The following is a 20511-nucleotide window of genomic DNA, read 5'->3' as shown; positions in this document are numbered from 1 at the left end:
CTTACTGAACAGCGTCTCTAATTACTACGCCCCGGGACCGGGTCGCGCCCCCGGGCGTCCACCAACTCCACGACGTTGCCTTCCGGATCCGCCCAGAAGCTGATGCGCCGACCGTGCGCCTGCACCACGACAGGGTGCGACAAGGGCCGGGCGCCCGCGGCCGGCAGCGCCGCCACCACGGGGTCCATGTCGTCGACGTGGAAGGTGAGATACGACAAGCCCGGACGCCGCGCCGGCAAGGCCGTCGCCTGCGCCGACACCGGCGCCGACCGGGGAAGGATCAACTTGACACACCCGCCGGAGGGCACCCGCAGCCAGACGACCGTCAGCTCGCCGCCGAGCCCCGCCGGGCCTGCTACGGACGCCGGTACGCGCGAGCGGTGCTCGGCACGACAGCCGAGCACGTCGCAGTAGAAGCGCTCCATCGACTCCAGGTCCCGCACCACCAGGCCCACCTCGAACGGCAGGGTCATGACCATCACGTCCACCCCCACGGGGCATCGAGCCGCAACTTCGCCACTTTCTATTGACAGAGCACACTAAGTCCTGTTGTCGTTTCGGTCACAGCCCAGCTGTCGCACTCCGAAGCCGGTCACCGGCTCGCGGCTGGGAGGATTGTGAGGACATCGTGGTCCAGACCAGTTCGCCGGAGATTCGGGAAACGGCCGCCGAGAGCAGGCCGCCTGCCCCGGCCCCCTCGGTCCCCTCGACCCCCGAATACTCGTCGTGGATCAGCCAGGACCGGTCCACCGACGCCGCTTCCGTGACGATGCGCCGGGAGGCCGCCGAACTCGTCGAGCGTGTGGTGGCGCACTACCGCGAGAACACGACGCACGAGGCGGACGGCCAGTGGACGGAACCCGTGGCCCACTACCTCGACGCCGGCCGCTGGCAGCGCGAGATGGACGCCGTCCATCGCAGCGTTCCGTTGCCGCTCGCCATGTCCAGCGAGCTTCCGGGGCCGAACACCTACAAGGCGATCGACGTGCTAGGCATCCCGGTGCTGATCACCCGCGACCGGCAGGGCACGGTGCACGCGATGATCAACGCCTGCCGGCACCGGGGGGCCAGGCTCCTCGAACCCGGCTGCGGAGTGTCCAGGCGGCTCACCTGCCCGTACCACTCCTGGTCGTACGACCTGGCCGGTGAGTTGCGGGGCGTGTACGCCGAGAAGACCTTCGGGGAGGTGCCCCGCGAGGGCCGCGGTCTCGTCCGGCTTCCGGCCGGGGAGCGCGCGGGGATCGTCTTCGTCTCGCTGGACCCGGCGGCCGAGCCCGACCTGGACGGCTGGCTGGGCGATCTCCAGCCCCTGCTGGAGGGCCTCCGTCTCGCGGAGTGCCACCACTACTCCACCAGCGAGCTGACCAGCCCCAACTGGAAGGTCACCCTCGACGGGTACCTGGAGACGTACCACTTCGCCTCCCTGCACCCGAAGACGGTGTTCGAGACGAACCTCTCGAACATGATGGCCCACGACACCTGGGGCCCCCATCAGCGCATCGCACCCGCCCTGCGTCCCATCGCACGGGCGGTCGAACTGCCTGCGGACCAGCGCGACCCCGGGGACTGCGTCGGGCCCATCTACTGGCTCTTCCCGGGCCTCGCGATCGCCGGCGGCTGGCGTCAGAAGATCGCCGTCTCCCTGGTCCTCCCCCGGACGGCGACCGAGTCGGTGACCCAGCAGATCATCCTGCTGCGGGACCCGGCGGTCACCGAGGAGGAACGCCAGGCCGCCGACCGGTTCGGCGCATGGTTCCACGAGGTGGTCCGCGACGAGGACTACGCGACCACCTACGGAGTCCAGCAGGGCCTGAAGGCCCTCGAAGGGACCGACTTCGTCTTCGGACGCAACGAGCCCGGGCTCCAGCACTTCCACCGCACCATTCACCGGCACCTGGACAGGGACACAGCAGCAGCCCCCAGAGCCGCCAGGTGAGCAACCAACAACACTTGTGGGAGAACACCATGGTGGCTACGGGCAGCCTCGACGGACGTGTCGCGGTGATCACGGGCAGCACGCGCAGCATCGGCCGCGCCATCGCCGAGGCCTTCCTGGCCGACGGCGCCACGGTCGTCGTCAGCGGCCGCAGCGAGGTCAAGGGCAAGCAGGCCCTGGAGGAGATGGACGCCGGGGACCGGGCCGTCTTCCACCCCTGTGACGCGGGCAGCCAGGAGGACATCGAGAACCTCGCCGACTTCGCCGCCGAGCGCTTCGGCAGGCTCGACATCTGGGTCAACAACGCCGGCGGCAGCTCCGGCTTCGCCCCGATCCACCAGCTCAGCGACGAGGCGTGGCACGACGCCCTCAAGCTGAACGTCAACGGCTACTTCTACGGCACCCGCCGGGCGTTGCCGAAGATGCTGGAAGGCGGCTGGGGCCGGATCATCAACATCTCCTCCGTGGAGGGCAAGCAGGCCAACAAGCCCGCGATCAGCCACTACATCACCAGCAAGCACGCCATCCACGGGCTGACCAAGGCGACCGCCTTCGAGTACGGCACCCAGGGCATCACCTGCAACGCCATCTGCCCCGGCGCCGTCGACACCGACCTGATGCGTGCCGCGGGTCCGGCCGCCGCCGAAGCCGAGGGCATCAGCTACGAGGCATGGCTGAGCCGCTTCGCCGAGCACGCGGCCACGAAGAAGATCACCACGGTGGAGCAGATCGCGGCCGTCGCCTCGCTGCTCGCGAGCGAGGCCGGGGCGGGTATCACCGGCACGCTGATCAGCGTCGACGGCGGCACGGCGCAGTGGTAGGCGCGGGACGGGCATGGGCGGGCGCGGGTACGGACAGCGGGAGACCTCGGGCATGAAGAGCTGGATCACGGACTGGCAGCGCAGTGAGCGACTGCCGCACTACACCCGGGCCAACGCGGGCGAGACGTTGCCGGACCCCGCTAGCCCGCTGGGCTGGACTTTGGTCTGGGGGCGGGGCCTGCAGGGCTGGCGTCACGGCTTCGTCGGGTTCGGCATCTATCGCGAGGAGGAGGTGGCCGGCCCCCGACCGCCGTTCGTCGGCATGTTCGGCGGCCACTTCTACCTCAACCTGTCCCACATGCGGCTGTTCGGCATTCGCATGGGCCAGACGGCGGACCAGATCGACGCGGCCTTCGTCGGTCAGCGCTCCGACACGCCGGTGTACGTGGCGCACCCGGACGACCAGGACGCCGAGCTCACCGCCAAGGCGGGCGGCACACTCCAGCGGATGCTCGGCCAGGCCGGCTTCTCCGAGGCCGACGCCGACCGGGAACGGCTGCGGGCCCTGCGCCGCTCGCGCCCCGACCTGACGCAGCTGTCCGACGCCGAACTGGTGGCGCACGCACGGTCGTTGCTGGACGAGGTGGAGACGACGTTCCAGCGGCACGTCGAGTCGTCGCTGCCCGCGTCCGTGGGACCGGCGATCCTCGGGCCGTTGTGCGCGAGCGTGGGCCGCCCCGGCGCCATGCTCGACCTGATCGGCGGTCTCGGCGATGTCGACTCCGCCTCCCCGTCGACGGGACTGTGGACACTGTCGCGGCAGGTGGCCGCCTCCGCCGAGCTGAGCGCGCTGTTCGACCAGGGCCCGGCCGTGGTGGAGCAGGCGCTCGGCGGGGCGAGCGGTGACCTGAAGGTGTTCCGTGACGCCTTCGAGGAGTTCCTGGCGGAGCACGGCGACCGCGGCCCCAACGAGTGGGACATCCACGCGCTGTCCTGGGAGGCGGCACCCGTCCAGGCGCTGGCCCTGGTCGACCGGATCCGGCACAGCCCCGACGCCGACTCCCCGGCCGCCCGACGAACCCGGCTGGCCGAGGGCCGTGAGCGGACGGCGCGGGAGATCCGGGCCCTGCTGCCCGAGGAGACGCAGCCCGTGTTCGACGCCGGCATGCACGCCTCACAGGTGTGGATCCCGGCCCGCGAGCGCACCAAGGCGAACTGCGTCACCGCCGTCAACGAGATCCGCATGGCCGTACGGGAACTCGGCCGCCGCGGCGTCGAGGCGGGGCTCTTCGCCCGGCCCGAGGACGTGATGATGCTGCTGGACACCGAACTCGACGACTATGTCGCCGCCCCGGAGTCCTTCGGCCCCGTCATCGCGCGACGGCTGGAGGAGTACGCGGGCCTGCACGAGCTGGAACCGCCGTTCTTCGTCGCCGAGGACGCGCAGACCGAGATCGACGGCTGGCCGCGTCGCGCCGAGGAGCGGACCCCGGCGGCCGTCGAGGGTGATGTGCTCGGTGGTGTGGGCGGCAGCCACGGCACGTACACGGGCAAGGTGCGGGTGGTCACCGACCCGGCCTCGTGCGAGGCGCTGGAGCCCGGTGAGGTGCTGGTCGCGCCGATCACGGACGCGGCCTGGACCCCGCTGTTCCTGGTCGCCGGAGCTGCCGTCGTGGACGTGGGCGCGCTCAACAGCCACGCCGTGGTGGTCTGCCGTGAGCTGGGCATCCCGGCCGTGATCTCCGTCGAGGGCGGGACGCGGCGGCTGCGGGACGGGATGGTGATCACGGTCGACGGCAACGCGGGCACGGTCACCGTGGACAGTGTCCCGGCGCTGCTCGGCAGCTGAGAACGCCGCGGGCCCGTCGCCTCCCCTGCACCGGGGCGACGGGCCCGCGGGCATGAACATGAGAGGAGAACCGTGGCTCATGACCATGAAAGGAGACCCATGGCTGAGGACATCATCGTCGCCGGCTGGATGGACTACGAACCCGGCGACCGCGGCACGATGCTGGAGGCCCTCGTCGAGCTGGGCCGGCGGACCCGCGAGGAGGAAACCGGCTGCCTGGACTACGCCATGACCGCCGATCCCACCGACGAGCGGCGTATCCGGGTGTACGAGCACTGGACCTCGCGGCAGGCCCTCGACGAGCACTTCACCACCCCGCACATCAAGGACTTCCGGGCGGCCGTGGCAGGGCTGACCCGGGTCGGCGTCTCGCTGACGGCCCACACCGTCGCCACGTCACGCCCCATGCGCTGAGACGGCGCCCCTGCCGGGGCGCCGTTCCCGGGCGGTCTCAGCGGCACTCGTCCAGCCGGACCAGCATCTTGCCGACATTGCCGCCGCCGAGCAGGGACAGCAGTGCCCCCGCGGCGTGCTCCAGGCCCTCCACGACGGTCTCGCGCGCGGTGATCCGGCCCTCGGCGAGCCAGCCCGCGACCCGCCGCTCGAACTCCGGCCGCAGGTCGGCGTGGTCACGCACGATGAATCCGCACAGGGTCAGCCGCTTGAGGACCGCCTGGATCAACTGGTTGATGTCCGCGGGCCGCCGGTCGCCGCCGAACTGCGACATCATGCCGCACAGGGCGACCCGGCCACCGGTGCGCAGCGCGTGCAGCGCGGCGGCGAGCTGCTCACCGCCGACGTTGTCGAAGTACACGTCGATGCCGTCGGGCGCCAGCCGGGCCAGCGCGTCGCGCACCGGCTCGGCACGGTAGTCCGCGGCGGCGTCGTAGCCGAACTCCTTCACCAGCAGGGCGCATTTGTCCGGCCCTCCGGCTGTCCCGATGACGCGGTCCGCGCCCAGCAGGCGCGCGAACTGGCCGGCGGCGGTGCCGACGGCGCCGGCCGCCGCCGACACGAAGACGGTGTCGCCCGGGCGCAGTTGCGCGATCCGGGTCAGGCCCACGTACGCGGTGAACCCGGTCTGGCCGAGCAGGCCGAGCCAGGTGGGCAGCGGGGCGAGCCGGGGGTCGATGCGATCCGCCCCGTCGGTGTCGGCGGCGTCCAGTACGGCCCGCTCCCGCCAGCCCAGCTGGTGACGGACGAAGGCCCCGGGCGGTACGGAGGCGCAGCGGCTCTCCTCCACGACACCGAGCGCCCGGCCGTCGAGCGGTGTTCCGGGGGTGAAGTTGTGCGTGTAGTGCTTCTCGGTGCTCTCCAGGCGCCCGCGCATGGACGGGTCGACGCTCATGTAGAGGTTGCGCACCAGCAGTTGCCCCTCCCCCAGCGGCGGCAGCGGCCGTTCCTCTACGGCGAAGTCACCGGGGAGCGGCTCCCCGTCGGGCCGGCGCACCAGACAGACCACCCGGGTGGTACGGGGCGTCACGGGGTCACTCCTCCGGCTGCGGGCTGGTGCGCCGCCGGGCGAGGCGGCCGACCCAGCCGGCCATCTGGAGGTCTGCGTGGCGCAGTTCGCCCGACTGCCACCGGGCCTGGAAGTCGAAGACGCCCTGCGCCCCTGTTCCGGGGTCGGTCACCTCGACCAGTCCGTCCTCGGTGAGCCGGTACACATGCCCGGTCAGTGGGTGGATCACTTGCTTGGACATGGGGTCTCACTCCTGCATCCGGCGGCGCACGCCGCGCTTGGTCACGGTCACCGGGCCCTCGACCCGGAGGCGGCAGGCGAGCCGGGTCAGGCCGTCCACCGGCCTGCGCAGGGACTCGATGCCCTCGCGCTCCAGCGGGCCCACGGGGGAACAGTTCTCGGCGCCCTCCTCGACCTGGACGAAGCAGGTGCGGCAGGTGCCCTTGCCGCCGCAGACGGTGGGCCAGCGGTAGCCGAGCCGCTGGGCGGCGGTGAACAGGTCCTCGCCGTCGCGGACGTCGAGCTCGATGCCGGAGGGGCTGACCGCCACCCGGTGGGTCACTCGCTCATCCACCGGTCGAGCGTCCGGTTGAAGTGGCGGATGCGGCTCTCCTGGTAGTTGGCCAGGGTGATGCCCGGCTTGCGCATCGCTTTGAGGCCCTGCTGGACGTAGGGCAGGTTCTCGCAGTCCTGGTCGAAGACGGGGCCGAGCACACCCAGTTCGGGAATGTCGGCGAAGAGCATGTCCTCCGGCACCCAGCGGATCTTCGCCGGGGGCGGCGTCTCGCCGGGCTGCTTCGGGGACGACATGAAGATGATCTCGGCGGTGCAGGAGTCGGGGTCGAGGCCGTTGGGCCGGAACCGGTAGATGATGTTCGACTTGGCGCCGCCCCAGGGGTTGAAGTTGGGGAACAGCAAGTAGTTGATGGCATCCAGCAGTTCGGTGTCGGGGGTCTTCGAGAAGTCCTGCTGCGAGGTGGCCGCCAGCTGGGCACGCATCCGCTCGGCGAGGACCTGGCGGGCGGTGCCGCCGGGCGGGATCGCCGGCAGTGCGTCGCCCTCCTGCATCACCAGGTCACGGCCCTGGGCGGCGGCGTAGAAGGCGCGCGAGTCGTAGAAGGTCTCCAGGACGTCCTCCTCCGTGACGGAGTCCGCCACGTGCGGGCTGGGCGCGCCCTGGATGTTGATCATCCGGTTCCAGTGCGGCTGGTCCGCCATGACGTCGTACTGGGAGTTGGCGTCGGCGAGCCACGGCAGCATCTGCGGGTGCGTGGCGATCACATGGAAGGACTCGATGAACGCGTCCTGTGCGACTTTCCAGTTGCAGGGCAGCACCTTGCCGATGTGCAGCGACTTGTAGCGGTTCTCCAAGGGCCAGATGTAGTAGTCGTCGAAGGTGCCGCGGTAGCGGTCGAAGGACTCGGCGTACGGGTCCATGTTGATGAAGACGAAACCGCGCCAGGTGGCCACCTGCGCCTCGGGGAGTGCGAACTTCTCCGGGGTGACGTGCGGGAAGTCCCAGGCGCAGGGCGGGGTCTGCATCGTGCCGTCGAGGTTCCAGGCGAAGCCGTGGAACGAGCAGCGGAACTCGCTGACGTTGCCGCCGGCGGTGCGCAGTTTGCGTCCGCGGTGCAGGCAGACGTTGACGAAGGCGCGGATCTCGCCGGGGGCCGTGCGGACGACGATGAGGGAGTCGTCGCCGATCTCGTAGACCTCGTGGTCGCCGACTTCGGGGATCTCGCTTTCCAGGCAGGCGAACTGCCAGACGCGCCGCCAGACCTGCCGCATCTCGCGTTCGGCCCACGCACGGGAGGTGAAGCGGGCGGTGTCGATGTCCTCGCTGCCGAGGTGGTCGTTGCGCTCGTACCTCAGGGCGGGGGGAACGGGGCGGCTGTCCTGGTCGAGGTAGTCCTGGACGCTGGGCCCGGGGCACCGCGCAGTGACCGGCTCCGACGTTTCGTCCATCATCTCTCCTCTGGCAGAAACTTTAGAGTGAGTGTAGTTACCGGTGACAGCCGGGAGCAATACTCGCGCCGGTGAGCGATCTCCACACCTTCGAGGTCACCGCACTTTCGCACCGTTATTCCGGAATTTCTCGCGGCAGCCCTCTCCCCAAGCCCGCTGGGCCATGTCACACTCCGACCCACTTGAGGCTGTAGTGCCTCATAAGTTTCTCCGTCACACCACGGGAGTGCTCAACGATGAGTTCCAGACCCCGTCGCGCGGTCCGCCGCGCCCTCACCTCGATCGTCGCCGTCACGTCCCTGCTCACCCTGGCGGCGTGCAGCAGCGACACCACCGAGGCCGCCGACTCGACGCAGGCGGCGGCGCCCGGATCGCCCGGCCTGACGGCGGCCCGCGCGGCCCTGGAGAAGTACGCGCAGCGCCCGGCCACGATCTCCGTGACCCGGCCCGTCGGCAAGAAGATCCCCAAGGGCAAGAAGATCGACTTCATCCTCTGCGGCGTCCAGTCCTGCAAGGACCTCGCCGGCTTCTTCACCGAGGCCGCCGGGGAACTCGGCTGGCAGGTGAAGCAGATCGCCACCCAGGGCACCCCGGAATCCGTCCAGACCGCCTACGAGCAGGCCCTGCGCGACAAGCCGGACGCCGTCGTCGCCTCCGGTTTCCCGCGTGCCGTCTACGCCAAGCAGCTGGCCCGGCTGAAGGCGGCCGGCATCCCCGTCATCCAGTCGAACGCCGACGAGGTGGTGGGCGACGGCGTCTCCCTGCTGAAGAACGGGCCGAAGGACGTCGGCGTCCAGGGCCGGATGCTCGCCTCATGGGTGGTGTCGAACAGCGACGCCAAGGCGAACACCGTCTACTTCGATCTGCCGGCCTACACGATCCTCAAGCCCGTCAAGGACTCCTTCGCGGCCACCTACAAGGAGTGGTGCGAGGGGTGCGCGCTGGACAACGTCGACGTGCCGATCACCGCGGTGGGCAAGGACATGCCGGACCGTGTGGTGTCGTACCTCCGGTCGCACCCGAAGGTGACCCATGTGGTCTTCTCCCTGGGTCTGCTCAACGTGGGCGTGCCGGCCGCGCTGAAGACCGCCGGCATCACCGGCAAGCGCGTCGTCGTCAACGTCGGTGACGCGCAGAACTACCAGTACATCCAGAGCGGTCTCACCGACGGCGCGATGGCGCTGAACTCCCACGAGACGGCCTGGCTCCAGGTGGACGCGCTGGCCCGGCACTTCACCGGCCAGTCCATGGCCGTGGACCAGAAGGCCGTGCTGCCCAACATGCTCGTCACGAAGGACAACCTGCCCTCGGCCGACGGCGACTTCCCGATCGTCCAGGACTACCAGGCGCAGTTCAGGGCGCTGTGGGGGCTGAGTTGACCGGGCCGGTGCTACGGGTGGCCGGGCTGTCCAAGAGGTTCGGCGGCACCCAGGCGCTGAGGGACGTCGGCCTGGAGGTCGCGCCCGGTGAGATCCACGCACTGATCGGGCCGAACGGCTCCGGCAAGTCCACTCTCATCAAGATCCTCGCCGGCTACCACCACGCGGAGCCGGGCGCGGTGGCCGAACTCGACGGCGAGCCCTTCGACCTCGGCCAGGTCACCGCTTCCCGGCACGACCGGCTCCGCTTCGTCCACCAGGAGCTGGGTCTTGTGGACGAGCTGAGCGCCATCGACAACCTCGCGCTCAGTCACGGTTTCGCCCGTACGGCCTTCGGCAACATCCGCTGGCCGGAAATGGAGCGGCGAACGACCGCCCTCGTCGAACGGTTCGGCCTCGGCATCGACGTACGCCGGCCCCTGGCGAGCGCAACTCCCGTGCAGCGCACGGTGGTGGCCATCGCCGCCGCACTGCAGGGCTGGGAGGGCCGGCGCGGTGTCCTGGTGCTCGACGAACCCACCGCCGTGCTGCCGCCCGGCGAGGTGGCCCGCCTGTTCGACATCGTGCGGGAGGTCCGCGACGCCGGCGCCGCCGTGCTGTACGTCTCGCACCGGATGGACGAGATCTTCGCGCTCGCCGACCGGGTCACCGTGATCCGCGGCGGACGCCGGATCGCCACCCGCCCGGTCGCCGAGCTCTCTCCGCGTTCGCTCGCGGAGCTGATGGCGGGCGAGGAGATGGAGACGGACCACCGTCCGGCGCCCTCCCCCGGTCCGGCCGACCCCGTGCTGGAGGTCCGCGACCTGTGGGCCGGGCCCCTGCGGGGAGTCGGCTTCGACCTGGCCCGGGGCGAGCGTCTGGGCGTCACCGGTCTGGTCGGTTCGGGCCACGAGATCGTGCCGTACGCCGTGTGCGGGGCCCATGCCGGGCAGGTGAGCGGGAGGGTGCGGCTGCCGCGACGCTCCGAGCGGTGGACCGAGGCGCGTGACGCCGGCCGCCTGGGGCTTCCCCTGGTCCCGGCGGACCGGGCGGGCGAGGGAGTGATCGGCGCCTTCTCGGTCGGCGAGAACCTCACCCTGCCGCTCCTGGACCGGCTGCGCGCCCGTTCCGGGCGGCTGCGCAGACGCCGCGAGTCGGCCCTGGCCGAGGACTGGATCGGGCGGGTCGGCGTGCGGACGGCCGGCCGCCGTCCGGCCGGCGCCCTGATCACCACGCTGAGCGGTGGCAACCAGCAGAAGGTCGTGATGGCCCGGTGTCTGGCCCAGCGCCCGCCGGTGCTGACGCTGTGCGAACCCACGGCGGGCGTGGACATCGCCACCCGTCTCCAGCTGTACGACCTGATAGGGCGTCAAGCCGATGAGGGCATGGGCGTCATCGTGTCCTCTTCCGACACCCAGGACCTGCTCGCGCTGTGCACCCGCGTCCTGGTGGTGCGGGACGGCCGGATCGCACGGGAGATCAGCGGACGGCACATCACCGAGCCCGCGCTCGTGCACGCCATGGAAGGAACCGAGTGACATGAGCCCTGGAAGGAACCGAGTGACATGACGTCCACCCCGACCAGGGCGGCGGAGCTCCCGCCGTCCGCACCGGAGAGACCCGCGGTGTCCGTACCGGGGGCATGGGGCCGACGGGCGGCGGCCGCCCTGTCGTTCCGCAACATCGGCGCCGTGTACGTGTGGCTGGTCATCGTCGTGCTCTTCTCGGTGTGGGCGCCGGACACGTTCCCGACCACCACGACGGTCAAGCAGGTACTGAACGGCAACGCCGTGGCGGGTCTGGTGGCCCTCAGCGTCGTCCCGCCGCTGGCCGCACGGGTCTTCGACCTCTCGATCGCCTACACCATGTCGCTCACCAGCGTGCTGACCGCCCACTTCCTGGTCTCCGCCGGGCTGGGGCCCGGCTCGGCCATCGCCCTGGCGATGACCGCCGCACTGCTGGTCGGGATCGTCAACGGCGTAGTGGTGGTGGTCCTGCGCGTCGACTCCTTCATCGCGACTCTGGCCACCGGCGCGCTGATCCAGTCCCTGATCACCATGGTCACCAATGACAGCTCCATCACCGGTGTGCGGCTGCTCGCCGAGCCGTTCGCGAGCATCGCCCAGCTCGACGCGGGCGGCATCACCCTGCCGGTGCTGTATCTGCTGCTCGCCGCCCTCGCCATCTGGTTCCTGCTGGAACACACCGCGACCGGGCGCCGGTTGTACGCGACCGGCTTCAACGCGGACGCGGCCCGGCTGCAGGGCGTGCGCACCGACCGGCTGCGCTTCCTGACCCTGGTGGCCTCCGCGCTGCTCTCCGGTTTCGCCGGCGTCGTCTTCGCGTCCTCGGTCGGATCCGGATCGCCGACCGCGGGCACTCCGTATCTGCTGTCGGCCTACGCCGCCGCCTTCGTCGGGGCGACCCAGTTGCGGGCGGGCCGTTTCAACGCCTGGGGGACGGTGCTCGCGGTGCTTCTGCTCGGCACGGGCATCACGGGCCTCGGGCTCGCCACCAGCGCGCAGTGGGCCGCGAGTCTGTTCACCGGCTCGGTCCTCATCGTGGCGCTGGTCCTCACGGGTGGCCGTATCGCCCTGCCCGCCGTTCTGCGCCGCCGGACCGGAACCCGGCCGGATATCTCTACCAGCGAGGAGGTCCGATGATGAAGGCTGTTCAGTACCTGCGGGTGGGGCACGCCCCCGAGGTCGTGGAGGTTCCGGTGCCTGAACCCGGCCCGGGGCAGGTGCTGTTGAAGGTGACCGCGGCGGGGCTCTGCCACTCCGACCTGGCGGTGATGGGCTGGCCAGAGGAGCAGTTCCCCTACGCACTGCCGATGACACTCGGTCACGAGGGTGTCGGGACGGTCGCGGAGGTGGGCGCCGGTGTCACCGCGGTGGCGGAGGGCGAGGCGGTGGCGGTGTACGGCCCGTGGGGCTGCGGGCGCTGCCACAAGTGCGCCGAGGGCAAGGAGAACTGCTGTCCGCACGCCGCCGGGCTCGGCATCATGCCGCCGGGGCTCGGCCGGCCCGGCGTCCTCGCGGAGTACGTGGTGGTGGACTCGCCCCGCCATCTGGTCCCCCTGAACGGACTCGACCCTGTGCAGGCCGCGCCCCTGACCGACGCCGGGCTGACCCCGTATCACGCGATCCGCAGGTCACTGCCGAAGCTGCTGCCCGGCAGCACGGCGGTGGTGATCGGCGTCGGCGGCCTGGGACACCTCGCCGTGCAGCTGCTGCGCGCGCTGACCCCCGCCAGGGTGGTCGCCCTCGACGTGGGCAAGGAGAAGCTGGAGCTGGCACGCGAGGTCGGCGCCCACGAGACGCTCCTGTCCGACGGTGAGGCGGCCGCGCGGATCCGGGAACTCACCGACGGCACGGGAGCGGAGGTCGTCCTGGACTTCGTCGGAGCCGAGGCGACCCTGGCCGTCGCGGCCGCGTCGGTGGCGGTGGAGGGCGATGTCACCGTCGTCGGCCTCGGCGGGGGCACGCTGGCCGTCGGCTTCGGGGGCGGGCTGCCGTTCGAGGTGTCGGCCTCCTTCCCCTATTGGGGCACCCGGACGGAGCTCGTGGAGGTCCTCGGACTCGCGCGGCAGGGCCTTGTGTCCTCCCACGTCGAGACGTTCACCCTGGAACAGGCGCCCGAGGCGTACGAGCGCCTGCACGCCGGGGAGATCAACGGCCGCGCGGTGGTACTGCCGCAGGCCTGAGCCGCGATCCGTACGGGGCCGGCGCCCGGGCTCCTGGCTCAGGCGCCGGCCCGCTCCTCTGCCGGATTGCGCCCACGCACCGCCCGCTCCACACAGCGCCGGAGCACCGTCAGGAACTCCGGTGTCCTCCACGGCCCGACGTCCACGCGCCCGGTGTCGGTCACGCCGAGGTCCTGGATGTCGTAGCGGCCCCGGCAGTGGCCGAGGGTGAAGTAGCAGACCTCGCCGAGGCCGTGCCGCTTGAGGTACAGCACCGGTCGGGGCGCGGTGTCCAGGGCCGCGGTGTCGCCCTCGGCGAAACCGCGGCACGGACCCGTGTACTCGGCGTGCAGCAGCACCTCCAGCTGCCCGTGCAGCTCGCACACGTACAGCTCGTCGGTGACGGTGAACGGGCCGATCCCGGCGACCAGCGGGTGGTCGGGCCGGGTCACCCGCACCTCGTACGGTTCGATCGGCGGGTGGGCGAGGAACTGGCTGCCGAGCACCTTCGCGAGGTCCCCGAGGTGCCGTGGGGTCGTGAACACGCGCGGCCCGTCGCCCGTCGACGGCTCGATCACGGAGTTGGTGCCGTGCAGGGCGAGCCAGCGCCCGCCCCGCTCGACGAACCGCGCCAGCGCGGCCCGCTGCGCCGGGCGGGGCCGGACGTCGCAGGTGTAGGTGACCAGCAGGTCGGCCTGGTCGAGTTGGGCCACACAGTCGTAGTCCTGGTGGACCGTGGTGCGCACGCGCTCGTGCTCCCCGAGCAGTTCCAGCAGCCGCAGCCGCGCGTGGTCGAAGTCGTGCCAGCGGCCGCCGCAGACCAGTACGGCGTCCAGGCGGCCGGCCGGGCCCGCCACGGCTCAGTACTGGACGCGGGTGAGCAGCCCGCCGTCCACCACGAGGTTGACCCCGACGCAGAAGGAGCCGGTCCGCCCGAGCAGGAACACCACCGCCGCGGCCACGTCCTCCGCGGTGCCGTAGCGGCCGATCGGCAGCTTGGCGAGCACCTCCTCGTACACCTCCGGGCGGCTGGTGCGGATGGTCTCCCAGGCGCCGCCGGGGAAGTCGACCGGGCCGGGCGAGACGGTGTTGACGCGGATGCCCTTCGGCGCGAGGGCGTGCGCGAGGGCCGAGGCGTGCTGGACGACGGCCGCCTTGAGCGCGGAGTAGGAGTTCGCCCCGGCCGGACGCGCGGTGTCGGAGGCGTTGGTGGTGCCGATGGCCACGACGGCGGCCCGTTCGGAGGCCTCCAGGTGCGGCAGGGCCGCCTCGACGAGTCCCGCGAACGGGATCAGGTCGCCGCGCAGGCTGGCCTCCCAGGACTCGGGGCCCTTCACGTTGCCCGCCGACACGTTGGACACCAGCAGGTCCAGGCCGCCGAGTTCACCGGCCGCCCGCTCCACGAAGCCCGCGAGGGCGGCCGGGTCGGTGACGTCGACCGGTTCCGCGAACACGGTGGCTCCCTCGGCCCGCAGTTCGGCGGCTGCCTTGGCCAGCCCCTCCTCGCCCCGGGCGCACAGCGCCAGCGCGCAGCCCTCTGCCGCAAGGGTTCCGGCGATCGCCCGGCCGATGCCCCGGCTCGCCCCGGTCACCAGCGCCTTCGCGCCTGTCAGTCCCAGATCCATCGATGTCACTCCTTTGTGATGCGGGAAGTCCTCATTCACCGGGAAGTTCGGAGAACGGCGCCCGGTCCGCACGCGGCTCCGGCGGCAGCTTCAGCACCCGTTCGCCGATCAGGTTGCGCTGGATCTGGTCGGTGCCTCCGGCCAGCCGGTAGCCGGGGGCGCCGAGCAGATGCTGTGTCCAGGCAAAGGTGCCCGGTTCCCCCGTGTCGGCGCTGATCCGCGCCCCCATCAGCTCTGCGGCGACCTGTCCCGTGCGGGTGAGCAGGTCGGAGGCCATGAGCTTGGTCAACGACGCCTCGGGACCCGGCCGGCCGCCGGCGGCGCTCGTCCTGGCGACGCGATCGACGGTTGCCGTGCGCAGGGCGGCACGTACGTACAGGTCGGCGAGTCGCTGACGGACCAGCGGATCCGAGGTGCGGCCGAGGGAGCGGGCGAGTGCGAGAACGTCCGTGAAGGTGCCGCCCTTGCGGCGGTTGCCGCTGCCGGAAGCGGTCCGTTCGAACGCGAGGGTGGTGGTAGCGACCTCCCAGCCCTGGCCGGGCCGCCCGATCCGGAGCCGGTCGGGGACGCGTACGCCGCTGAGGAACACCTCGTTGAAGGACGCGCCGCCGCTCATCTGCCGGATGGGGCGCACCTCCACCCCGGGGGCGTCCATGGGGACCAGGAAGGCGGTGATGCCGGCCTGTTTGACGACGTCCGGGTCGGTGCGGGCGAGCAGCAGACCGTAGTCGGCGAACTGGGCGCCCGAGGTCCACACCTTCTGACCGTCGATCACCCACTCGCCCCCGTCGACCTGGCGGGCGCGGGTACGCAGGGCGGCGAGGTCGGAGCCGGCACCGGGCTCGCTGAAGAGCTGGCAGGCCAGCAGGTCGGTGCGCAGGAACGCGCGTGCGTGGTCGTGGCGCTGCTCCGCCGTCCCGAACAGGGAGACGGCCATCGCGACCAGGCGCACGGTGACGCTGATGAGCTCGGTGGACGGCGGCACCTCGAAGGCGGACTCCTCCTGGGCGAAGGCCGCGACGTGGGCGGCTGTCAGGCCCGGTCCGCCCTTGTCCGCGGGGAGGGTCAGCGCCTGGTAGCCGGCGTCGAAGCGGGCCCGCTGGTAGGCGCGGCAGCGCTCCAGCAGCAGGCGTTCCTCGTCCTCGGGGAGGTTGTGGAACACCGCGAGGTCCGAAGCCTCCGGCACCCGCGCCGGTTCGAGCACGGTGGCCAGCCACTGCCGGACCTGTGCACGCCACGCGTCGGGGTCGGTCTGGGACATGGCTCCTCCTCGGGCACTTACCAGGCAACAAATTCAGTAAGAGGGATCGGAAGGCATGCCCCTCTGAGCGCTGAGCCGTGCGGGAACGCCTTTGCTCGGGATCAGAGTGTTCCGCACTTTCTTGATAAACGCTACAGTCTCCGCATCCCCTCTCCCCGCGAACCGGGAGAGGCCCGAGGAGCCGCCGGAGGAGCCATGTCGCTGCTGCCACTCGACCGTCGCGCCCAGGAGACACCCGACGAGCCCGCCCTGGCGGACGACCTGGGCGTGCTGTCCTGGTCCGGCCTCGCCGACCGGGTGGCGCGGGCGGCGGCACGGCTGCTGGAGTTCGCTCCCGGCCCCGACAACCGGGTCGCCGTCCTCGGTGACAACGCGATCCCCACGCTGGTGGCCCATCTGGCCGGCCTGCGTGCCGGGGTCGGGACCGTGGCCACGTCCCGGAACCTCACGTCGGGCGAACTCGTCGACCAGATCATCGACGCGGGTGTGACCGCGATCATCACCGGCCCCGCGGGGGCGGGTGCCGCCCTGGACGCGGCCCGGGAGCTGGGCCTTCCGCTGGTGATGCACGGAACTCCGGCGATCGGGCACGCCTTCGACTGGGACCTGTGGCTGGCGGCCGCGCCCGCCGGGCGTACCGTCCCCACCGACCGTCCCGCCCGGCCTTTGCTCGTCTACACCTCGGGCACCACCGGACGGGCGCGCGGGACCGAGGTGCGCTGGGTGAGCGGCCCGGTGGCCGACAACTCCTCCTACCTCGCCGCGATGTCCGCCCGGCCCGGGTTCCCGCCGGGACCGCACCTGGTCTGTGGCCCCCTGCAGCACAACGCCCCGCTGACCTCGCTGCGGCACCTGGCGGCCGGTCAGCCGGTGGTCGTCCTCGGCAGATTCGGCGCGGAGACGTTCCTCAGCCGGGTGCGGAAGTGGCGGGTCTCCTCGACGGTGATGGTGCCCACCCATTTCCAGCGGCTGCTCGCCCTCCCGGATGAGGTCCGCGCCCGGTACGACGTCTCCAGCCTGCGGCAGGTGTCCCACACCGGCTCCGCGTGTCCGCCGGACGTGAAGCGAGCCATGATCGAGTGGTTCGGTCCGGTGCTGACCGAGTCGTACGGCGCCAGCGAAGCGGGGACCGTGGCCCGTATCGACAGCGAGGAGTGGCTGGCACACCCCGGTTCGGTCGGGCGCGTCCGGCCCCCGTTCGAGGTCCTGGTCACCGATGACGACGGCCGGCGGCTCCCGCCCGGCGAACGCGGGCTGCTGGCCTTCCGTGCGCCCGACGGCCAGGGCGTCCGCTACCACGCGGACCCGGCCAAGACCCGGTCCGCCTATCTCTCCCCCGGCGTCTTCACGCTCGGCGACATCGGCTACGTCGACGCGGACGGCTACATCTTCATCACCGACCGGGCCGCCGACGTCGTGGTCTCCGGCGGGGTCAATCTGTACCCGGCGGAGAGTGAGGCCGTACTGCGGCAGCACCCGGCGGTCGCCGAGGCCGCGGTCATCGGTGTGCCCGACCCGGACTTCGGCGAGTCCCTGCGGGCGCTGGTCGTGGTGGGGGCGGACGAGCCGCCGGCCGATGAGCTGGACCGGTTCTGCCGCGACCGCCTCGCCGCCTACAAGTGCCCGAAGTCGTACGAGTTCGTTCCCGAGCTCCCGCGCAACGCGATGGGCAAGCTCGACAAACGCGCGATGCGCCGCCCCTACTGGGACTCGGAACGGACGATCGCCGGCTGAGCCGCCCCGCCCCACCCCTCATCCGTACGAAGGATCACCCATGACCGAGCTCCTCCTCATCCGGCACGGCCTCCCCCTGGCGGGCGTGTTCGACCCGGGACTGTCGCCGGAGGGCACCGCACAGGCCGAGCGCCTCGCCGCCTGGCTCGTGCACGAGGACGTCGACGCCCTGTACGCCAGCCCGTTCCGGCGCGCCCGCGAGACGGCGGCACCCCTGGAACGGCTCACCGGCATGACCGCCACCGTCCTCGACGACCTGCGCGAGTGGGACACCGACGTGTCCCAGCCCTACACGCCACCGGAGCAGATCGGCGCGGACGATCCCCGGGCGGCGGCGCTCGCCGAGGGGCGTTACGAGGACTTCGTGCCCGATCTTGACTGGGACGCCTTCCGCGCGCGAGCCGTGCGGGCCATGGACACCGTTCTCCAGGCCTGTCCCGGTGGGCGGGTCGCGGTCGTGTGCCACGGCGGGATCACCAACACCTATCTGGCGACGGTGCTCGGCCTGCCCACGATGTTCTGGTTCCACCCCGACTACACGTCCGTCAGCCGGGTGCGGCGCATGCCCGGTGGCCGGATCGTTCTGCACTCGGTGAACGAGACGGCCCACCTGATCGCCGAACGCGCCGTCGACGCGGTCGCCTGACCCCGTCCCTCACCCCAGGAGGTTCCGGTCATGCCCGGATCCGTCATCGTCGCCGGAGCGAGGACGCCCATCGGCAAGCTGATGGGTGCCCTGAGCACCGTGTCCGCGGTCGACCTCGGCGCCCACGCCATCGACGCGGCACTGGCCGGCGTCGCTCTGGAGCCGACGGCCGTGGAAGCCGTCGTCATGGGCCATGTCGTCCAGGCCGGGGCCGGCCCCAACCCGGCCCGGCAGGCCGCGGTCCGCGCCGGCGTTCCCTTCTCCGTCCCCGCGAGCACCGTCAACAAGCTCTGTCTGTCCGGTCTGCACGCCATCGCCCTGGCCGACCTCATGGTCGCCTCCGGCCGTCACGAGGTGGTCGTCGCCGGTGGCATGGAGTCCATGTCGGGCGCCCCGCACCTGTTGCGCGGAGCTCGCAGCGGCTGGAAGTACGGTGCGGCCGCGGCGGAGGACGCCCTCGACCGCGACGCCCTCGTCTGCGCCTTCGACGGCGTTTCCATGGGCGCGGCAACCGAGCGCTACCAGCGGCCGTTCGCCCTGACCCGCGAGGAACAGGACGAGTACAGCGCGCTCTCCCACCAAAGGGCCGCCCGCGCGCAGGAGTCGGGTGTGTTGTCCCAGGAGATCGCCCCCGTCACCGTGGCCGGGCGCCGGGGCGAGACGGTGGTCGACACCGACGAGGGCGTACGGCCGGGGGCCACCGCCCAGAGCCTGGGGCGCCTGAAGCCGGCCTTCTCCGACATGGGCACCATCACCGCGGGCAACGCGTCACAGCTCTCCGACGGCGCCGCGGCCGTCGTCGTGATGAGCGCGGAGCGCGCCAGGTGGGAGGGGCTGACGCCGATCGCGGAGATCGGCGCCTACGGCACGGTCGCGGGTCCCGACCCCTCGCTGCTCGTCCAGCCGGCCGGCGCGGTCCGCGACGCCCTGTCCCGGGACGGCCGGATGAAGGCCGCCGACCTGGACCTGTTCGAGATCAACGAGGCGTTCGCCGGAGTGGCCCTGGCCTCCGTACGTGAGCTGGGCGTCTCCCCGGACAAGGTGAACGTCAACGGCGGAGCGATCGCACTCGGGCACCCGGTCGGCATGACCGGCGCCCGGCTGGTGCTGACCCTCGCCGCGGAGCTGCGGCGGCGCGGCGGCGGCAGTGGAGCGGCGGCCCTGTGCGGGGGCGGCGGCCAGGGCGACGCGTTGTTGCTGCATGTACCTGCACAGGCCTGAACCCGGAGCCGAACCATCATGAACGATCGACTGCCCCCGGCCCTGACAGCCCTCACGGTGGCCGCCCGCACCCTCGCCGCCGACGGCGTGGTCTCCCTCACCCTTCGCCGCCCTGACGGCGGGCCGCTCCCCTCCTGGACGCCGGGCGCCCACATCGACGTACTCCTGGACGGCGAAGGCGGTGAACGGGGCGACCTGATCCGTCAGTACTCCCTGTGCGGGCACCCGGCCGAACGCCGGGCCTGGCAGATCGCCGTGCTGCGCGAGCCGGGGGGCCGCGGCGGCTCCGCCTACATCCACGACCACCTGCGCGAAGGCTCCACCGTGCGCGTCCGCGGACCGCGGAACACCTTCCCGCTGCGGCCCGCCGCGCGCCATCTGTTCATCGCCGGCGGTGTCGGTATCACGCCCATCCTTCCCATGGCCGAGGCCGCCGAGGCCGCGGGCGCGGACTGGCGTCTGCTGTACGGCGGCCGCACCCGCGCCTCCATGGCATTCCTGGACCGCCTCGCCCCGTACGGGGACCGGGTGCTCGTGCGCCCGCAGGACGAGTACGGCCTGCTGGACCTCGCCGCCCACCTCGGCGAGCCCGAACAGAACACCCTGGTGCACGCCTGCGGACCCGAGCCCCTGCTGCGAGCGGTACAGGAGCAGTGCGCGAGCTGGCCGCCGGGCACCCTGGGCGTCGAACGGTTCGCCCCGGCGCGGACGGCCGACACCGGCCCGACCGAGGCCTTCGAGCTGGAGCTCGCCCGTTCCGGGCTCACCCTCACCGTGCCCCCGGGCCGTTCGGTCCTCGAAGCCGTCGAGGAGGCCGGCGTCGCGGTCGACTTCTCCTGCCGGGAAGGCACGTGCGGTACCTGCGAGACCGACGTACTCGACGGCACGCCCGACCACCGCGATGCGCTGCTGACCGAGGACGAGCGGGCCGCCGGCGACACCATGCTCATCTGTGTCTCCCGCTCGTGCGGGCCCCGCCTGGTTCTCGATCTGTGACGGCGATCACTC

The 20511-nt window shown here is 71.7% G+C and carries 20 protein-coding genes; 12 read left to right on the top strand and 8 right to left on the bottom strand.

All coding sequences use genetic code 11. From position 1 onward, the window contains the following. Positions 1 to 17: 17 nt before the first annotated feature. Complete coding sequence (locus AC07DF_RS10230; protein ID WP_478968980.1) at positions 18 to 473, bottom strand: VOC family protein; 456 nt, start codon at positions 471 to 473, stop codon at positions 18 to 20. A gap of 155 nt (positions 474 to 628) precedes the next feature. Here AC07DF_RS10230 and AC07DF_RS10225 point away from each other — a divergent pair, with 155 nt between their 5' ends. The 4 genes from AC07DF_RS10225 to AC07DF_RS10210 all read left to right on the top strand — a co-directional run bounded on the left by AC07DF_RS10225 (position 629) and on the right by AC07DF_RS10210 (position 4960). Then, positions 629 to 1936 (top strand): aromatic ring-hydroxylating oxygenase subunit alpha, encoded by a 1308-nt coding sequence (locus AC07DF_RS10225; protein WP_478968977.1) that lies wholly within the window; start codon positions 629 to 631, stop codon positions 1934 to 1936. Positions 1937 to 1965: 29 nt separating this feature from the next. Next, on the top strand, positions 1966 to 2757 hold the full coding sequence (locus AC07DF_RS10220; protein WP_478968975.1) for an SDR family NAD(P)-dependent oxidoreductase: 792 nt from the start codon (positions 1966 to 1968) through the stop codon (positions 2755 to 2757). Positions 2758 to 2809: 52 nt separating this feature from the next. Further along, positions 2810 to 4546 (top strand): PEP-utilizing enzyme, encoded by a 1737-nt coding sequence (locus AC07DF_RS10215; protein WP_478968972.1) that lies wholly within the window; start codon positions 2810 to 2812, stop codon positions 4544 to 4546. A gap of 99 nt (positions 4547 to 4645) precedes the next feature. After that, on the top strand, positions 4646 to 4960 hold the full coding sequence (locus tag AC07DF_RS10210; RefSeq protein WP_478968970.1) for a putative quinol monooxygenase: 315 nt from the start codon (positions 4646 to 4648) through the stop codon (positions 4958 to 4960). Between the two features lie 37 nt (positions 4961 to 4997). On the opposite strand, the gene AC07DF_RS10205 is transcribed toward AC07DF_RS10210, so the two are convergent. From AC07DF_RS10205 to AC07DF_RS10190, 4 genes are read right to left on the bottom strand one after another with little or no spacing between them, the layout of a single operon-like run. Then, positions 4998 to 6029 carry an NADP-dependent oxidoreductase gene (locus AC07DF_RS10205; protein ID WP_478968968.1) on the bottom strand — a complete coding sequence of 344 codons (1032 nt, stop codon included), beginning with the start codon at positions 6027 to 6029 and terminating at the stop codon, positions 4998 to 5000. A 4-nt stretch (positions 6030 to 6033) separates the two neighbouring features. Then, entirely contained in the window at positions 6034 to 6249 is a 216-nt protein-coding gene (locus tag AC07DF_RS10200) for a transposase (protein WP_359635008.1), read from the bottom strand. A 6-nt stretch (positions 6250 to 6255) separates the two neighbouring features. Then, on the bottom strand, positions 6256 to 6582 hold the full coding sequence (locus AC07DF_RS10195) for a 2Fe-2S iron-sulfur cluster-binding protein (RefSeq protein WP_478968965.1): 327 nt from the start codon (positions 6580 to 6582) through the stop codon (positions 6256 to 6258). Then, on the bottom strand, positions 6567 to 7976 hold the full coding sequence (locus tag AC07DF_RS10190) for an aromatic ring-hydroxylating oxygenase subunit alpha (RefSeq protein ID WP_478968963.1): 1410 nt from the start codon (positions 7974 to 7976) through the stop codon (positions 6567 to 6569). Before AC07DF_RS10190 ends, AC07DF_RS10195 begins: the two co-directional genes overlap by 16 nt. A 233-nt stretch (positions 7977 to 8209) precedes the next feature. Between AC07DF_RS10190 and AC07DF_RS10185 the strand changes: the two genes are divergently transcribed. The 4 genes from AC07DF_RS10185 to AC07DF_RS10170 are packed head-to-tail and all read left to right on the top strand — an operon-like array spanning position 8210 to position 13037. Continuing rightward, positions 8210 to 9352 carry a sugar ABC transporter substrate-binding protein gene (locus tag AC07DF_RS10185; RefSeq protein ID WP_478968961.1) on the top strand — a complete coding sequence of 381 codons (1143 nt, stop codon included), beginning with the start codon at positions 8210 to 8212 and terminating at the stop codon, positions 9350 to 9352. Continuing rightward, positions 9349 to 10869 carry a sugar ABC transporter ATP-binding protein gene (locus tag AC07DF_RS10180; protein WP_478968958.1) on the top strand — a complete coding sequence of 507 codons (1521 nt, stop codon included), beginning with the start codon at positions 9349 to 9351 and terminating at the stop codon, positions 10867 to 10869. The genes AC07DF_RS10185 and AC07DF_RS10180 overlap by 4 nt, the downstream gene beginning before the upstream one ends. A 27-nt stretch (positions 10870 to 10896) precedes the next feature. Continuing rightward, positions 10897 to 11994: an ABC transporter permease gene (locus tag AC07DF_RS10175; protein ID WP_478968956.1), complete on the top strand. Its 1098-nt coding sequence runs from the start codon at positions 10897 to 10899 to the stop codon at positions 11992 to 11994. Then, positions 11994 to 13037 (top strand): NAD(P)-dependent alcohol dehydrogenase, encoded by a 1044-nt coding sequence (locus AC07DF_RS10170; protein WP_478969490.1) that lies wholly within the window; start codon positions 11994 to 11996, stop codon positions 13035 to 13037. The genes AC07DF_RS10175 and AC07DF_RS10170 overlap by 1 nt, the downstream gene beginning before the upstream one ends. A gap of 38 nt (positions 13038 to 13075) precedes the next feature. Here AC07DF_RS10170 and AC07DF_RS10165 read toward each other — a convergent pair whose 3' ends face one another. Genes AC07DF_RS10165 through AC07DF_RS10155 form a run of 3 tightly spaced genes read right to left on the bottom strand, consistent with a single transcriptional unit; the run spans position 13076 to position 15902 of the window. Beyond that, positions 13076 to 13873, bottom strand: coding sequence for a ThuA domain-containing protein (locus AC07DF_RS10165; RefSeq protein ID WP_478968953.1), 798 nt, complete (start codon positions 13871 to 13873; stop codon positions 13076 to 13078). 3 nt (positions 13874 to 13876) lie between these two features. Further along, a complete protein-coding gene (locus tag AC07DF_RS10160; protein WP_478968951.1) occupies positions 13877 to 14641 on the bottom strand; it encodes an SDR family NAD(P)-dependent oxidoreductase in 765 nt (254 codons plus the stop codon). 31 nt (positions 14642 to 14672) lie between these two features. After that, entirely contained in the window at positions 14673 to 15902 is a 1230-nt protein-coding gene (locus tag AC07DF_RS10155) for an acyl-CoA dehydrogenase family protein (protein ID WP_478968949.1), read from the bottom strand. Between the two features lie 195 nt (positions 15903 to 16097). On the opposite strand from AC07DF_RS10155, the gene AC07DF_RS10150 reads away from it, so the two are divergent. Genes AC07DF_RS10150 through AC07DF_RS10135 form a run of 4 tightly spaced genes read left to right on the top strand, consistent with a single transcriptional unit; the run spans position 16098 to position 20499 of the window. Continuing rightward, entirely contained in the window at positions 16098 to 17636 is a 1539-nt protein-coding gene (locus AC07DF_RS10150) for an AMP-binding protein (RefSeq protein WP_478968947.1), read from the top strand. 40 nt (positions 17637 to 17676) lie between these two features. After that, the gene (locus AC07DF_RS10145; protein ID WP_478968945.1) at positions 17677 to 18282 is read left to right on the top strand and encodes a histidine phosphatase family protein; all 606 of its coding nucleotides are present in this window, start codon (positions 17677 to 17679) and stop codon (positions 18280 to 18282) included. A gap of 30 nt (positions 18283 to 18312) precedes the next feature. Beyond that, the gene (locus AC07DF_RS10140; protein WP_478968943.1) at positions 18313 to 19503 is read left to right on the top strand and encodes an acetyl-CoA C-acyltransferase; all 1191 of its coding nucleotides are present in this window, start codon (positions 18313 to 18315) and stop codon (positions 19501 to 19503) included. Between the two features lie 18 nt (positions 19504 to 19521). Next, positions 19522 to 20499 carry a PDR/VanB family oxidoreductase gene (locus AC07DF_RS10135; protein WP_478968941.1) on the top strand — a complete coding sequence of 326 codons (978 nt, stop codon included), beginning with the start codon at positions 19522 to 19524 and terminating at the stop codon, positions 20497 to 20499. Positions 20500 to 20511: the final 12 nt, after the last annotated feature.

It is taken from the genome of Streptomyces sp. NPDC044719, assembly GCF_056433405.1.
The sequence above is the reverse complement of the archived record's forward strand: the minus strand, read 5'-3'. Positions and strand labels throughout refer to the sequence as shown.

Excerpts from the sequence above, each read along its gene's own strand:
- AC07DF_RS10160 (WP_478968951.1), bottom strand. The coding sequence starts at position 14,641 with ATGGATCTGGGACTGACAGGCGCGAAGGCGCTGGTGACCGGGGCGAGC.
- AC07DF_RS10210 (WP_478968970.1), top strand. The coding sequence starts at position 4,646 with ATGGCTGAGGACATCATCGTCGCCGGCTGGATGGACTACGAACCCGGC.
- AC07DF_RS10150 (WP_478968947.1), top strand. The coding sequence starts at position 16,098 with ATGTCGCTGCTGCCACTCGACCGTCGCGCCCAGGAGACACCCGACGAG.
- AC07DF_RS10135 (WP_478968941.1), top strand. The coding sequence starts at position 19,522 with ATGAACGATCGACTGCCCCCGGCCCTGACAGCCCTCACGGTGGCCGCC.
- AC07DF_RS10190 (WP_478968963.1), bottom strand. The coding sequence starts at position 7,976 with ATGATGGACGAAACGTCGGAGCCGGTCACTGCGCGGTGCCCCGGGCCC.
- AC07DF_RS10220 (WP_478968975.1), top strand. The coding sequence starts at position 1,966 with ATGGTGGCTACGGGCAGCCTCGACGGACGTGTCGCGGTGATCACGGGC.
- AC07DF_RS10230 (WP_478968980.1), bottom strand. The coding sequence starts at position 473 with ATGACCCTGCCGTTCGAGGTGGGCCTGGTGGTGCGGGACCTGGAGTCG.
- AC07DF_RS10140 (WP_478968943.1), top strand. The coding sequence starts at position 18,313 with ATGCCCGGATCCGTCATCGTCGCCGGAGCGAGGACGCCCATCGGCAAG.
- AC07DF_RS10185 (WP_478968961.1), top strand. The coding sequence starts at position 8,210 with ATGAGTTCCAGACCCCGTCGCGCGGTCCGCCGCGCCCTCACCTCGATC.
- AC07DF_RS10200 (WP_359635008.1), bottom strand. The coding sequence starts at position 6,249 with ATGTCCAAGCAAGTGATCCACCCACTGACCGGGCATGTGTACCGGCTC.
- AC07DF_RS10170 (WP_478969490.1), top strand. The coding sequence starts at position 11,994 with ATGAAGGCTGTTCAGTACCTGCGGGTGGGGCACGCCCCCGAGGTCGTG.
- AC07DF_RS10155 (WP_478968949.1), bottom strand. The coding sequence starts at position 15,902 with ATGTCCCAGACCGACCCCGACGCGTGGCGTGCACAGGTCCGGCAGTGG.
- AC07DF_RS10145 (WP_478968945.1), top strand. The coding sequence starts at position 17,677 with ATGACCGAGCTCCTCCTCATCCGGCACGGCCTCCCCCTGGCGGGCGTG.
- AC07DF_RS10175 (WP_478968956.1), top strand. The coding sequence starts at position 10,897 with ATGACGTCCACCCCGACCAGGGCGGCGGAGCTCCCGCCGTCCGCACCG.
- AC07DF_RS10215 (WP_478968972.1), top strand. The coding sequence starts at position 2,810 with ATGAAGAGCTGGATCACGGACTGGCAGCGCAGTGAGCGACTGCCGCAC.